14 protein-coding genes are annotated in these 13,222 nt (G+C 40.0%); all 14 read left to right on the top strand.

What is annotated here, in order from left to right; genetic code table 11:
• Positions 1–2 precede the first annotated feature (2 nt).
• The 14 genes from O3798_RS01930 (at position 3) to miaA (ending at position 13,221) form a co-directional block, all read left to right on the top strand.
• Positions 3–1,373 (top strand): acetyl-CoA carboxylase biotin carboxylase subunit, encoded by a 1,371-nt coding sequence (locus O3798_RS01930; RefSeq protein ID WP_371462837.1) that lies wholly within the window; start codon positions 3–5, stop codon positions 1,371–1,373.
• A gap of 25 nt (positions 1,374–1,398) precedes the next feature.
• Entirely contained in the window at positions 1,399–2,259 is an 861-nt protein-coding gene (gene accD / locus O3798_RS01925) for an acetyl-CoA carboxylase, carboxyltransferase subunit beta (RefSeq protein WP_371445037.1), read from the top strand.
• Positions 2,256–3,023, top strand: a complete 768-nt coding sequence (gene accA, locus O3798_RS01920; protein WP_371445035.1) for an acetyl-CoA carboxylase carboxyl transferase subunit alpha — start codon at positions 2,256–2,258, stop codon at positions 3,021–3,023. The genes accD and accA overlap by 4 nt, the downstream gene beginning before the upstream one ends.
• 90 nt (positions 3,024–3,113) lie before the next feature.
• Positions 3,114–4,175, top strand: coding sequence for a M24 family metallopeptidase (locus O3798_RS01915; protein WP_371462835.1), 1,062 nt, complete (start codon positions 3,114–3,116; stop codon positions 4,173–4,175).
• A 100-nt stretch (positions 4,176–4,275) separates the two neighbouring features.
• Positions 4,276–4,665 carry an Asp23/Gls24 family envelope stress response protein gene (locus O3798_RS01910; RefSeq protein WP_048710998.1) on the top strand — a complete coding sequence of 130 codons (390 nt, stop codon included), beginning with the start codon at positions 4,276–4,278 and terminating at the stop codon, positions 4,663–4,665.
• Positions 4,665–5,126, top strand: coding sequence for a transcription antitermination factor NusB (nusB, locus tag O3798_RS01905; protein WP_048783980.1), 462 nt, complete (start codon positions 4,665–4,667; stop codon positions 5,124–5,126). The genes O3798_RS01910 and nusB overlap by 1 nt, the downstream gene beginning before the upstream one ends.
• A 595-nt stretch (positions 5,127–5,721) precedes the next feature.
• Complete coding sequence (folD, locus tag O3798_RS01900; RefSeq protein WP_371462833.1) at positions 5,722–6,570, top strand: bifunctional methylenetetrahydrofolate dehydrogenase/methenyltetrahydrofolate cyclohydrolase FolD; 849 nt, start codon at positions 5,722–5,724, stop codon at positions 6,568–6,570.
• Between the two features lie 3 nt (positions 6,571–6,573).
• On the top strand, positions 6,574–7,908 hold the full coding sequence (xseA, locus tag O3798_RS01895) for an exodeoxyribonuclease VII large subunit (RefSeq protein ID WP_371462831.1): 1,335 nt from the start codon (positions 6,574–6,576) through the stop codon (positions 7,906–7,908).
• Entirely contained in the window at positions 7,908–8,120 is a 213-nt protein-coding gene (gene xseB, locus O3798_RS01890) for an exodeoxyribonuclease VII small subunit (RefSeq protein WP_371445025.1), read from the top strand. The genes xseA and xseB overlap by 1 nt, the downstream gene beginning before the upstream one ends.
• 4 nt (positions 8,121–8,124) lie before the next feature.
• Positions 8,125–9,003 carry a polyprenyl synthetase family protein gene (locus tag O3798_RS01885; RefSeq protein WP_371462829.1) on the top strand — a complete coding sequence of 293 codons (879 nt, stop codon included), beginning with the start codon at positions 8,125–8,127 and terminating at the stop codon, positions 9,001–9,003.
• Between the two features lie 9 nt (positions 9,004–9,012).
• Positions 9,013–9,828 (top strand): TlyA family RNA methyltransferase, encoded by an 816-nt coding sequence (locus O3798_RS01880; protein ID WP_048713769.1) that lies wholly within the window; start codon positions 9,013–9,015, stop codon positions 9,826–9,828.
• Positions 9,829–9,831: 3 nt separating this feature from the next.
• The gene (gene recN, locus O3798_RS01875; protein ID WP_371462827.1) at positions 9,832–11,553 is read left to right on the top strand and encodes a DNA repair protein RecN; all 1,722 of its coding nucleotides are present in this window, start codon (positions 9,832–9,834) and stop codon (positions 11,551–11,553) included.
• Positions 11,550–12,278 carry a glycerophosphodiester phosphodiesterase gene (locus O3798_RS01870; protein ID WP_371462825.1) on the top strand — a complete coding sequence of 243 codons (729 nt, stop codon included), beginning with the start codon at positions 11,550–11,552 and terminating at the stop codon, positions 12,276–12,278. The genes recN and O3798_RS01870 overlap by 4 nt, the downstream gene beginning before the upstream one ends.
• On the top strand, positions 12,268–13,221 hold the full coding sequence (gene miaA / locus O3798_RS01865) for a tRNA (adenosine(37)-N6)-dimethylallyltransferase MiaA (protein WP_371462823.1): 954 nt from the start codon (positions 12,268–12,270) through the stop codon (positions 13,219–13,221). The genes O3798_RS01870 and miaA overlap by 11 nt, the downstream gene beginning before the upstream one ends.
• The last annotated feature ends 1 nt before the right edge of the window (position 13,222 follow it).

Raw genomic sequence — 13,222 nt, 5'->3', positions numbered from 1 at the left:
CTATGTTTAATAGAGTACTAATCGCAAACCGTGGAGAGATTGCTTGCCGCATTATTCGTGCTTGTCGCGAGTTAGGAATTGAATCGGTAGCTGTCTATTCCCAAGCGGATAAAGATGCTCTTCATGTACAATTAGCCGACCATGCCGTTTGTATCGGACCTGCTGCTTCAAAAGATTCTTACTTAAAAGTTGAAAATATTTTGAGCGCAGCTGTTATAACAGGCGCACAAGCGATTCACCCTGGATTTGGATTCTTATCGGAGAATGCCAAATTTGCCAAAATGTGTGCGGAATGCAATATCACTTTCATTGGACCTTCAAGCGAAGTCATTTCTCAAATGGGGGATAAAGCAGAAGCACGTAAGCAAATGATTGCGGCCAATGTACCCGTAATTCCTGGTAGTGATGATGTAGTTGAAACGGTTGAAGAAGGAATTGAACTTGCCAAGCGTATCGGGTTCCCGCTTTTAATTAAGGCTGTTGCCGGTGGTGGGGGTAAAGGGATTCGTCGTGTTGAAACAGTTGAAGAATTTGAACATCAATTCGTAACAGCACGTCAAGAAGCCTTACAAGCCTTCGGAAATGCCGATGTGTACATGGAACGTATTATTTATCCAGCCAAACATATTGAATTTCAAATTTTAGCCGATCAACACGGAAATGTAGTTCACCTAGGAGAGCGTGACTGTTCACTTCAACGTAAAAATCAAAAGATTATCGAAGAAGCGCCAAGTCCATCTCTTTCTTCTCAACTCAGAAGAGAAATGGGGGAAGCAGCTGTTCGTGCTGCTAAAGCAGTCGGCTATCAAAATGCAGGAACGATTGAGTTTCTTGTGGATGAAGAAAAACATTTCTATTTCATGGAAATGAATACGCGTATTCAAGTTGAACATCCGATTACAGAAATGATTACGAATGTGGATCTTGTGCAACAACAAATTAAAATTGCTGCAGGAGAAGAGTTACCATTTACCCAAGAGGATATTACTTTCCAAGGACATGCGATTGAATGTCGTTTAAACGCTGAAAATCCATTTGAAGGCTTCCGTCCTTCTCCAGGGAAAGTAACATTCTTACACCAACCTGTTGGTGGTATGGGCGTTCGTATTGAATCCGCATTGTATACAGGGTATCAAATCCCACCATTCTACGATTCAATGTTAACGAAACTAATTGCGCACGGTAAAACACGTGAAGAAGCGATTCTTCGCATGAAACGAATGCTTTTTGAACTCGTGGTAGAAGGTGTCGATACTAACCAAGAATTCGTTGAAGATTTATTAGATTCACCAGCATTTAGACGCGGAGATTATACAACTGCGTATGTTGAAACTGAATTTTTGAAACACTGGAATCAACCAAAAGAGAAATAGAATGATTTAGTAAAGGAGTGATTAGATGGGTCTGTTTAGAAAACGGTCGTATATCACTATTAATCGTACCAAAGTAGACTTATCTGAACAGTCTGAGTTACCTACAGTTCCGGATGGGAAATGGGTGAAATGTCCTTCTTGTGACAAGATTGTCTACAAAGAAGACTTAGGATCCTTAAAAGTTTGTCCGCACTGTGATGCTCATTTTAGAATTAATGCGGCTGAACGATTGGCCATTACGGTAGATACTTTCCAAGAACTTTTTGAGGATGAAAAACCAAAAGTGGATGTAGCCTTTCCTGGGTACGAAGCGAAATTGGAGAAAGCCTCAAAAGTAGCCAAAGAAAATGAAGCTGTAACAGTCGGTGTGGCAACGATTGGGGAAGAATCCTTTATTTGCTGCGTCATGAACTCATTCTTTATGATGGGGTCGATGGGACAAGTCGTTGGTGAGAAAATCACGAAGGCTTTTCAAGAGGGAATCAAACGCCAATTGCCAGTTGTGATTTTTACCGCTTCAGGTGGTGCCAGAATGCAAGAAGGAATCTTTTCTCTGATGCAAATGGCGAAAATCTCAGGAGCTGTGGAAGAACACCATCAAGCTGGATTATTCTATTTAACAGTATTGACGGATCCAACTACAGGAGGCGTCACTGCAAGCTTTGCGATGCAAGGCGACATTATTTTAGCAGAACCAAAAGCGATCGTTGGATTTGCTGGAAAACGTGTTGTGGAACAAACCATGAACCAAAAACTCCCAGATGATTTCCAACAAGCAGAAACTGTTCTTGAACAAGGATTTATTGATGCGGTTGTTCACCGTAAAGAAATGAAGAAGATGATTCATCGTCTACTTGTCCTTCATGGAAAGGGGTCGAATGCATGAAACCAATGAAAATTGTTGCGTTGGCACGTGATGTGAAACGTCCAACCACAAAAGAATGGATTAACGCCGTATTTGACGATTTTATTGAATTACATGGTGATCGTTACTATGCCGATGATAAAGCTCTTGTAGGTGGAATTGCGACATTAAACGGCAAACCTGTTACGGTGATTGGGATGGAGAAGGGGCATACGCTTCAAGAAAACCTGAAGACAAACTTCGGACAAGTCCATCCAGAAGGATACCGTAAGAGTGCGCGTTTGATGAAACAAGCTGAGAAGTTTAATCGTCCTGTTGTGACGTTTATTAACACGGCTGGTGCATTCTGCGGGGCTACTGCAGAAGAACGTGGTATTGGTGAAGCTATTGCGGATAATCTTCGTATTATGAGCCACTTGAAAGTTCCGATTATTGCCATTCTTTGTGGTGAAGGTGGAAGTGGTGGTGCATTAGCGCTTGCTGTTGCCAATGAAGTCTGGATGATGGAATATGCGATGTATTCAATTCTTTCTCCAGAAGGATTTGCGTCCATCTTGTGGAAAGACGGTTCAAAAGCTAGTCAAGCCGCTGAACTTATGAAATTTACAAGTAAGGATTTGTTGGCGCAAAAGATTGTAGACCGTATTATTCCAGAAAAGAAAAAGACAAATGAAGAGATTGCTTTAGATATGAGAGAACAATTAGAAGTTCAATTAAATGAGTGGTCACAGAAATCGAAAGAAGAAATTGTAAGCCAACGTTTAGAGCGATTTAATCAATATTAGAATTTGATGAAAATTCCAAGGAGCCTGACTTTTTTGTTAGGCTCTTTTTTGTTATACTAGAGTTATCATTTTCATTGGAGGGAACAATTTATGACACGTTTAGAAAAAGTAAGAAATTCCATGAAAGAACAAGAAATTGATGGACTTATTGTTTATAGCCCATACAATTTACGTTATTTAGCAAACTTTACAGGAACAACAGGGTTTGCATTAATCACGTTGACAGATGCTTATTTTGTAACAGATGCACGTTACACACAACAAGCACAACAACAAGCAAAAGGCTTCCATGTGATTGAACATAAGACAGGTTGGGTTCCAGCGTTTGAAAAAATCATTCGTGAAAACAACTTAAAATTTGTTGGATTTGAAGCAGATCATGTTTCAGTTTCTCAATTAGAAATCTTCGAAGATGCATTTGATACAGCATTAATTCCAACACAAAACATTGTAGAAAAAATTCGTGAAGTAAAAGATGAAGGAGAAATCCAAACTATTCGTGAAGCTTGCCGTATTTCAGATGCTGCATTCTTACACATCTTAGATTTCATCAAACCAGGTGTAACTGAAATTCAAGTAGCAAATGAATTAGACTTCTACATGCGCGGACTTGGAGCAAGTGGTGTTTCATTTGATACGATTATCGCAAGTGGTGTTCGTTCTTCAATGCCTCACGGAGTTGCAAGTGCTAAAGTCATCGAAACTGGAGACTTAGTAACGCTTGACTTTGGTTGCTACTACAACGGTTATGTATCTGATATGACTAGAACAATTGCTGTTGGTGAGCCAATCGACCAATTAAAAGAAATTCACGATGTTGTTTTACAAGCTCAATTAAAAGTAAGCGAAGCAGCCGCTCCTGGCAAAACAGGGGTAGAATTAGACAAGATTGCTCGTGACTACATTGCTAGCCGTGGTTATGGCGAATACTTCACTCACTCAACAGGACATGGTATTGGTCTTGAAATTCACGAAGCACCAAATGTTTCTCGTATTGCGACACAAGCATTTGTTCCAGGAAACGTGATTACAAATGAACCAGGAGTATACTTACCAGGTATCGGTGGCGTTCGTATCGAAGACGATATTATTATTACTGAAACTGGTGGCGAAGTGATTCAAAAAGTTCCTCGTGAACTCATTATTCTCTAAAATAGACGGTAGTTGTGAGAATAGCTGTTTCATGGTAAACTAAATGAGAATTGGAAAATCTTTTTATGAGTAATTTTCTATCAAACGGGGAGGTTACAAAATGGAACAAAACAAAACATATTCTAAAGAACAAGAACTAGGTGCAATTGAGATTGCTCCTGAAGTTATCGAAAGCATTGCTGGGATTGTAGCTGCACAAGTGGAAGGCTTCTATCCAGTTCCTGGATTCTTGAACACTATTTTTGGTGGAAAACAATTATCTAAAGGGGCTTATTTAACTGAAGAAAACGGATCATTCGTAATTGATATTTACGGAAATGTAGATTACGGTGTTTCAATTCCAAAAACAGCTCTATTATTGCAAAACAAAATTAAAGAACAATTATTATTCAGCTGTGAATTAGTGATTTCACAAGTGAATGTTCACGTTCAAGAAATTTTACCAGTGCATCACGAAGATGCTGAATTATTTGAATTGGGGGATGAATAGTGAGTCGTAAACCATTAAAAAGACGAGCACTACGAGTATTGGCCATTCAAGCCCTATACCAACTAGATGTGTCGCCTGAAATGCACATTGTAGATGCGCTTAGTCTTGCGTTGGAATGCTCAGAAGATTCACCTTATTCTATCGAAGCAATTACGGAAGAAGAGTTACTTAACGAAGTTCCAGAAATTGCGTACAGCATAGCATTAGTACGAGGAGTTCAAAATAACGTCGAGAAAATCGACGCGTTAATCGAAAAGTACTTAAAAGGATGGAAGCTAAACCGTATCGTTCGTTTAGACTTAATCATCATGCGAGTAGCTATCTTCGAAATGACTTCTCCAGAATTAGAAGTTCCACAAACTGTAGCGTTAAACGAAGCAATTGAAATCGCAAAAACATACAGTGACGAAAAATCAGCGAAATTTATTAATGGTATCTTATCAAACTTAGTAAACGGGTAAGATTCTACTACACGAAGAGTCTGAAGCAACAGTTTCAGACTCTTTTTTAAAGGATACGAGGGCGAACGCTCAGGACTGAAACACTGGACTGATATGCCACAAGGGACTCGGAACGAGTCGTGCGGACATATCAGGAAGTGGACGTCAGTCCTGTGAGCCCGAGTTCAACTACAAAGGATGTGAGCAATCGCGCTCAGAAATGGAACGTTGGACCGGAACACCGGAAGGAACGTGAAACGTTCCGCGGATGTTTCGGGAAACGCACGCCATTTCTACGATTGCGAGCTCAACTAAAAACAGGATGTGAGCCCGAGTTCAACTATAAAGGATGTGAAGCAGAAAGACAGAAGCTAAGAATATTCTCACAGTGCGAGAATATTCTGCTTCGTTGTCTTGCGTTCGCACAGGTTATTAGACTTTCTTGAATCACGAGTGATGAAAAGAAAGTCAATAAACCCCCGCGCCTAAGTCATGTCACACCCCATTGAATGCACTAAAAAATTATCATATATGATAATTCACACATTTGTTAATTTCACCATACATATTTTATTTTTATCAACATTACATATTATTTTTGAAAAAGGAGGCTTCTATGACGCAAATTCTAGATGGGAAAGCATTAGCTGGAAAAATAAGAGAAGAACTAAAAGAGGAAGTGCAACAGCTTTCCAAGAGTGGAGTCACACCTTCGCTAACGGTCATTCTCGTTGGAGAAGACCCAGCTAGCCAAGTGTACGTGCGTAACAAAGAACGTGCAGCAACAGAAGTAGGCATTCATTCAAACGTGATTCGCCTCAGTGAAGAAACAACACAAGAAGAACTATTAGAATACGTGAATACACTCAACCATGATGCTAGCGTCCATGGGATTTTAGTGCAATTGCCTCTGCCAAAACATATCGATACAGATGCAGTCTTAGAAGCGATTGTTCCTGAAAAAGATGTGGACGGGTTCCATCCAGTGAACTTAGGGAAGTTACTACAAAAGGATGAATCGATTGTTCCATGTACACCACAAGGAATCATGGAGTTCTTCAAAGAATATGATATCGACCTTGTTGGAAAAGAGATGGTCATTATCGGCCAAAGTACAATTGTCGGCCGTCCAATGGCATTGCTAGGGTTGAATCACGGTGCGACAGTGACAGTTTGTCATAGCCGTACTAAAGATTTAGAAAAAGTGGCTAAACGCGCTGATATTTTGATTAGTGCCGTAGGAAAAGCTGGTCTTGTTACAAAAGTCTTCGTAAAAGAAGGGGCCGTTGTCATTGATGTCGGCATTAACCGTAATGAGGAAGGAAAACTTTGTGGAGACGTCTTATTTGAAGAAGTGGCGCCACTCACAAGTGCGATTACACCAGTGCCTGGTGGCGTAGGTCCAATGACCATTGCGATGTTACTAGCGCAAACCGTTAAAAATGCAAAAAGTAAGAAGGGGTAGGACATGGAACAAGAATACTTAACCGTCACCGCGTTGACGAAGTATATAAAAACTAAATTTGACCGTGATCCGCACTTAGACCGCGTTTATTTGACGGGAGAAATTTCGAACTTTAATAAAAATAGTGTGCATAAGTATTTCAACTTAAAAGATGAAAATGCGATTATCGCAGCAACGATGTTCCAAGGTGCCTATAAGAAAATTCAATTCCAACCAGAAGAAGGAATGAAGGTTCTTGTGATTGGGCGCGTTACGGTCTATGAGAAATCTGGGAAATACCAAATGATTATCGAGCATATGGAACCAGATGGTGTTGGGGCACTTTATCAAGCTTACGAACAGTTGAAGAAGAAGTTAACTGAAGAAGGCGTATTTGCTGGACCGAAGAAACCAATTCCCGTATTTCCAAAGAAAATTGCGATTTTAACGAGTGATACAGGTGCAGTTATCCGTGATATTCAAACAACAGTTGCTCGACGTTTTCCAATCGCACAACTCGTGTTATATCCAACCGTGGTACAAGGAGTACACGCAGTTCCAAGCATTCTTAAAAACTTGGACTTAGTAGAACAGTCGGATGCCGATGTGGTTATCATTGGTCGTGGTGGTGGTTCCATCGAAGACTTGTGGGCCTTTAATGAAGAACCAGTCGTTAGACGCGTTGCTTCATTCTCCCTCCCAATCATTTCAAGTGTGGGGCATGAAACAGATACGACCTTAACAGACTTTGCTTCTGACCAACGTGCAGCGACACCAACTGCCGCAGCAGAACTTGCAACGCCGGTCTTAAATGACATTCATTTAACACTTGGAAATTTAACAGGACGTTTGCAAACCACGATGCTTAATCAGTTGAATACTCGTAAGGAGTTATTAAGTAAGCTAGAGAAATCTGGTATTTTTGTAAAACCAGAGCGGATGTATGAAGTCTATGCGCAACAAGTCGATCAACTGCGATTAAAATTGATGCAAGGCATGCAACAAAGACTTCACTTGGCAAAACAACAGTCGATGCAATTTACGCACCGCCTGCAATTAGTGTCGCCAGAACAAATCTTAATTCAACAAAAGCAAAAACTCGAATGGTTGCATAAGCAATTAGTTGATAGCAATCAAAATTACTTGCAAGATAAGCAAATCAGATTCCAACAATTAGTGGAGAAATTAGATTTACTCAGTCCATTAAAGATTATGACACGTGGTTACGGTATCGTATTTAAAGACGGCGATATCGTAAAATCTATTGACCAAATTGAAGAAAAACAACCAATTGAAATCAGACTCAGTGATGGTTTAGTGAATGCTACTGTCACAGCAAAAAATAAGGAGAGTTTATAATGGCTAAAAAAGAAATGAAATTCGAAGAAGCAATGGGTGCCTTAGAACAAATCGTGCGCCAATTAGAAAGCGGAAATGTTCCTTTAGACGAAGCGCTTGATAAATTTAAAGAAGGAATGGAATTAAGCCAGTTATGTAATGAAACATTGACAAAAGCCGAAGAAACCGTTCGTGCAATGATTACAGTGAATGCAGAAGGAAAAGAGGCATAGTCGTATGGTGAAGGATGTTATTCAACAACTTCAACAAGACGTAGCACTTCATTTAACGCAGCTGATTGAAAAAAGAACTTCAGATTCACGCCTAAAAGAAGCGATGCTATACGCGGTTCAATCCGGTGGGAAACGTATTAGACCGCTTTTAACACTAGCAGTTGGGGCTTCTGGTACATCGAGAAATAAAGCAGCATTAGACTTAGCATGTGCATTAGAGATGATTCATACGTATTCTCTGATTCATGATGACTTACCAGGAATGGATGATGATGACCTGCGTCGTGGCCGTCCAACTGTGCATAAGGCGTTTGACGAAGCGACTGCGATTTTAGCAGGGGATGCATTACTTACATTAGCATTTGAGGTTGCTGCGAATGCTAATTTAGAAGCGAATCAGTTAGTGGAAGCCGTGAAGATTTTATCAACAGCTTCTGGTATGAGTGGCATGATTTCAGGGCAAATGAAAGATATTGCTAGTGAAGAAGTGACGATTACTTTGGAACAAATGAAAGAAATCCATCGTGAGAAAACAGGCGAGTTATTACTAGCTGCTGTTCGTCTTGGAAATCTATTTATCGATGATGCGAAGATGAAAGAAGCTTTTGTTTCATATGCGACTCACTTTGGCCTAGCATTCCAAATTCAAAACGACTTGCAAGATGTGTGCTGGACAAGTGAGCAAACTGGTAAAGAAACAGGTAAGGATTCAGAACTTAGTAAAAATACGTATCCTAGTCTCTTAGGAGTAGAAGGCGCAAAAGATGCCTTAGCAAGCGAAATTTCGTCTTGTAAGCGTACGTTAGAGGAAGTTGAGTTTACACCAGCAAATCAACAAACAAAGGCGCTACTCGTTGAATTTTTAACGTATTTAGAAATATAGGAGTAACAAATGGAAAAAGAACGTGTGGATATTCTAGTCGTCCAACAGGGATTGACAGATTCCAGAGAAAAAGCAAAACGACTTGTCATGGCTGGACAAATCGTGGATGCGGTAAATCATAACCGATACGATAAACCAGGGGAGAAAATTCCTGTGACGAGTTCATTAATGATTAAAGGTGAACCGTTGAAATATGTGTCTCGTGGCGGTTTGAAATTAGAAAAAGCTTTAAAAGAATTCGATGTCAGTGTCGATGGAAAGATTTTATTAGATATCGGTGCTTCGACTGGTGGATTTACTGACGCGGCCTTACAAAACGGTGCTAAACAAAGTTATGCACTCGATGTGGGGTATAACCAATTAGACTATAAACTTCGCCAAGATGAGCGTGTCGTTGTCATGGAGCGTATGAATTTCCGTTTCGCAACTCCAGATGATTTCACAAAAGGACAACCAGATGTAGCTTCGATTGATGTATCTTTTATCTCATTAAAGCTTATTTTACCGCCATTAAAACCAATTCTAAAAGAAGGCGGAGACGTGCTTGTATTGATTAAACCGCAATTCGAAGCAGGTCGTGAACGCATCGGGAAAAAAGGAATTGTCAGCGATCCAAAAGTACATGAAGATGTATTAGTAGATATTTTAAGCTTCAGTGAACAAATTGGATTCACTGTCGAAAAAGTAACGTATTCACCAATCACTGGTGGAAGTGGGAATATTGAATTTTTAGCGCATTTGAAAAATACGGCTCCTAGTGAGGTTCATTCGTTTGAAGAACTCGCGCGTGAGACGGTTAAAGAAGCGCAACGATTAAAAAAGTAAAGGGTGACGAACTTGATTCAAGAGATTTATATTAAGAATTTTGCCATTATCGAAGAAGTTCAGTGTACGTTTGAAAAAGGGATGACGGTTTTAACCGGGGAAACGGGCGCTGGTAAATCGATTATTATTGATGCGGTGGGCCTATTAATTGGTGAACGTGCATCGCTCGAAATGATTCGTTATGGTGAAGAAAAGTCCTTGATTCAAGGGGTATTCCGAATTGAGGATCCAGCCGTTGTTGAAAAGCTGCAAGAATTCGGGGTTGAAGTTATTGAAGACGAATTAATGATTCAACGTGAACTATTGCAAAATGGGAAATCAAACTGTCGTATTAATGGACAGTTAGCCACAGTGGCGCTCCTTAAACAAATCGGACCTTATTTAATCGATATTCATGGCCAAAATGAGCATTTTCTTTTATTAAACGAAGAGAAACATTTAGGGTTATTAGATGAGTTTGCACACCATCAAATGGGCGATTTAATAGCTGAATATGACGAGGCGTACGACAAAGTGGTTGCTGCAAAACAAGAACTCAGAGCGCTTCAAACAGCAGAAAAAGAAGATGCACAACGCGTAGATATGTTGAAATTCCAATTGCAAGAAATCGAAGAAGCCAATATTTATGTGGGTGAGGAAGAACAATTAAGTGAAGAAAAAGAATACTTCACGCACTTCCAAAAAATCCAAACGGCACTTCAAACAGCTCTTGCTGCTCTTGAAGGGGAAGAATATTCAAGCGTCGATGCCATCGGAGAAGCGACACGTGAAGTGGAAAGCCTAGAGTTGATTTCAACAAGCTTTAAGACACTCTCTACACAAATGAGCGAGGCTTACTATCAATTACAAGATGCCGCGAGTGCGATTCGTCATGAAATTGAAAATGCTGAATTTGATGAAGAACGCCTGGCGTTTATCGAAGAACGTCTCGATGTTTACTATCAATTAAAACGTAAATATGGGGATGATGCAGAAGAGATTCTAGCCTTCCAAGATAAAGCAAGAGATGCTTTGAATAAGATTGAAAATAAAGAAGCATTGATTGCTGAAACAGAAAAAGTGTTGAAGCAGGTCACTCTTGAAGCCTTTGGGATTGCAGAGAAGATTTCAAGTATTCGTCGTAAAGTAGCCAAACGCTTAGAATCAGATATTGTGAGTGAATTGCACGGTCTCTACATGGAGAATGCGCAATTTGCCATCCAATTTAAGACTTCGGAAGCATTACTCGAAACAGGAATTGACATTGTTGAGTTTTATATTTCAACGAATAAAGGGGAACCATTAAAACCTCTTAGCAAGATTGTTTCCGGTGGGGAATTGTCGCGTATTACATTAGCGATGAAATCCATCTTCACGAAAGAACAACTCGTTGGAACGATTATTTTTGACGAAGTGGATACGGGTGTCAGCGGACGTGTGGCGCAGGCGATTGCTTCGAAGATGCACTACATTTCAGAATACGCTCAAGTGTTGAGTATTACGCATTTACCACAAGTGGCAAACATGGCGGATACGCATATTCATATTGAAAAAGTGGAAGAAGGCGAACGTACGCATACGATTCTTAAAGTAATGGGCGAAGCAGAGCGTACTGAAGAAATTGCACGTATGCTTTCAGGTACGACAATTACCGCATTAACACTTGAAAATGCAAAAGAATTATTACAAATTTCAAACGCAATTAAGCAGGAAAATGATACACGAGCAGAAGGTGAACGCAAATGACAAAAATCTTTGCACATAGAGGAAGTAAAGGGACTCATCCGGAAAACACACTTGCTTCATTTAAGGGAGCAGTGCGTGTGGGAAGTGACGGTATTGAACTCGATGTCCATTTAACAAAGGATGGACATTTAGTTGTGATTCATGATGAAACGGTTGATCGTACAACCAACGGAACTGGAGAAATTAGAAACCTAACGCTTGCAGAAATTAAAGCAATGGATGCAGGGAGTTGGTTTAATGAGACGTTTGCCGGCGAGAAGATTCCATCTCTTGAAGAAGTACTCCTATTGCTGAAAGAGCTAGGTTTCAATGGTCAATTAAATATTGAGTTAAAAACAGATGTTATTCAATATGAAGGTCTCGTTGAGAAATGTCTAGCATTGCAAAGTACTAAGGATTGGCCATTTGCCATTGTCTATTCAAGTTTTAATCCTTATACACTAGTTGAACTGAAACAAGCAAATCCTTCTCAAGAAATTGGGCTTCTCTTTGAGTCAGAAGAGTGGGCAAATAAAGGGGATGCCATGCTTAAAAAAGAATCGTATCATCCTGACTTGAAGTTGCTCGATTGGACGCTTGAATGGAATAAGAATCAGTTGCCTTTACGTGTTTGGACCGTGAATGAAGATAAAGACATTAACCGTTGCTTTGAACTACAGATTGAAGCTATTTTTACTGACTATCCGGAAAAGGCGTTACAATTAAAGGAGAACTATGAGCGATAAGCTACCAAAAATTATTATAATCGTGGGACCAACTGCGGTAGGAAAAACAGCTCTCAGTATTGAACTAGCAAAACACTTCAATGGCGAAATCATTAATGGAGACTCGCTTCAAGTGTATAAAGGTCTTGATATTGGGACAGCAAAAGTTACTGAGGAAGAAAAAGAAGGCGTTCCTCACCACTTGCTCGATATTTGTGAGTGGGATGAACCTTTTACTGCAAGTGACTTTAAAGAGAAGGCAGAAGCAGCTATTGCAGACATTACGAGTCGTGGAAAACTACCGATTATCGTTGGTGGAACAGGACTCTATATCGAAGGTCTATTATATGGATTTCATTATAGTGGCGAAGGGTCGAATGATTCAGACTATCGTTTATTAAAAGAAAAAGAACTGGAAGATAAAGGCTCTGAGGTTCTTTGGAATGAATTGAATGCCGTAGATCCAGAAGCCGCTGCAAAGATCTCGGTCAATAATCCTAGACGGGTGATTCGTGCGCTAGAAGTGATTCATGCGACCGGTAAGAAGTTTTCAAGCCTAGAAATTCAAAAGACGCCGCACTATGATGCGTTTATTATTGGTTTAAATACCGATAGAGCACTTCTATATGAGCGCATCAATTTGCGTGTAGAACTGATGAGTGAGGCTGGTCTTGAAGAAGAAGCAAGAGACCTTTACGAAAAATCAAAAGGTCTAGATATCCAATCGATTAGTGGAATTGGATATAAGGAATGGATTCCGTATTTTGAAGGGGAACAGTCGCGTGAGGCGATTATTTCGACCATTCAACAAAACTCAAGACGATACGCCAAACGACAATTAACGTGGTTTAGAAATCGACTACCGCAAATTCGTTGGGTGAATTTATTAGAGAATTCAAAAGATAAAGAAGAACTATTAGAAGAACTATTAGAAGAACTATCAGCTTTTGTAGAGGAGGGATAGA

This window comes from Granulicatella sp. 20925_1_45 (genome assembly GCF_041433555.1).
In the GTDB taxonomy this organism is placed as follows: Bacteria; Bacillota; Bacilli; order Lactobacillales; family Aerococcaceae; genus Granulicatella.
This window is presented reverse-complemented; position numbering and strand designations above follow the sequence as displayed.

Excerpts from the sequence above, each read along its gene's own strand:
- O3798_RS01930 (WP_371462837.1), top strand. The coding sequence starts at position 3 with ATGTTTAATAGAGTACTAATCGCAAACCGTGGAGAGATTGCTTGCCGC.
- accD (WP_371445037.1), top strand. The coding sequence starts at position 1,399 with ATGGGTCTGTTTAGAAAACGGTCGTATATCACTATTAATCGTACCAAA.
- accA (WP_371445035.1), top strand. The coding sequence starts at position 2,256 with ATGAAACCAATGAAAATTGTTGCGTTGGCACGTGATGTGAAACGTCCA.
- O3798_RS01915 (WP_371462835.1), top strand. The coding sequence starts at position 3,114 with ATGACACGTTTAGAAAAAGTAAGAAATTCCATGAAAGAACAAGAAATT.
- O3798_RS01910 (WP_048710998.1), top strand. The coding sequence starts at position 4,276 with ATGGAACAAAACAAAACATATTCTAAAGAACAAGAACTAGGTGCAATT.
- folD (WP_371462833.1), top strand. The coding sequence starts at position 5,722 with ATGACGCAAATTCTAGATGGGAAAGCATTAGCTGGAAAAATAAGAGAA.
- xseA (WP_371462831.1), top strand. The coding sequence starts at position 6,574 with ATGGAACAAGAATACTTAACCGTCACCGCGTTGACGAAGTATATAAAA.
- xseB (WP_371445025.1), top strand. The coding sequence starts at position 7,908 with ATGGCTAAAAAAGAAATGAAATTCGAAGAAGCAATGGGTGCCTTAGAA.
- O3798_RS01885 (WP_371462829.1), top strand. The coding sequence starts at position 8,125 with ATGGTGAAGGATGTTATTCAACAACTTCAACAAGACGTAGCACTTCAT.
- O3798_RS01880 (WP_048713769.1), top strand. The coding sequence starts at position 9,013 with ATGGAAAAAGAACGTGTGGATATTCTAGTCGTCCAACAGGGATTGACA.
- O3798_RS01870 (WP_371462825.1), top strand. The coding sequence starts at position 11,550 with ATGACAAAAATCTTTGCACATAGAGGAAGTAAAGGGACTCATCCGGAA.
- miaA (WP_371462823.1), top strand. The coding sequence starts at position 12,268 with ATGAGCGATAAGCTACCAAAAATTATTATAATCGTGGGACCAACTGCG.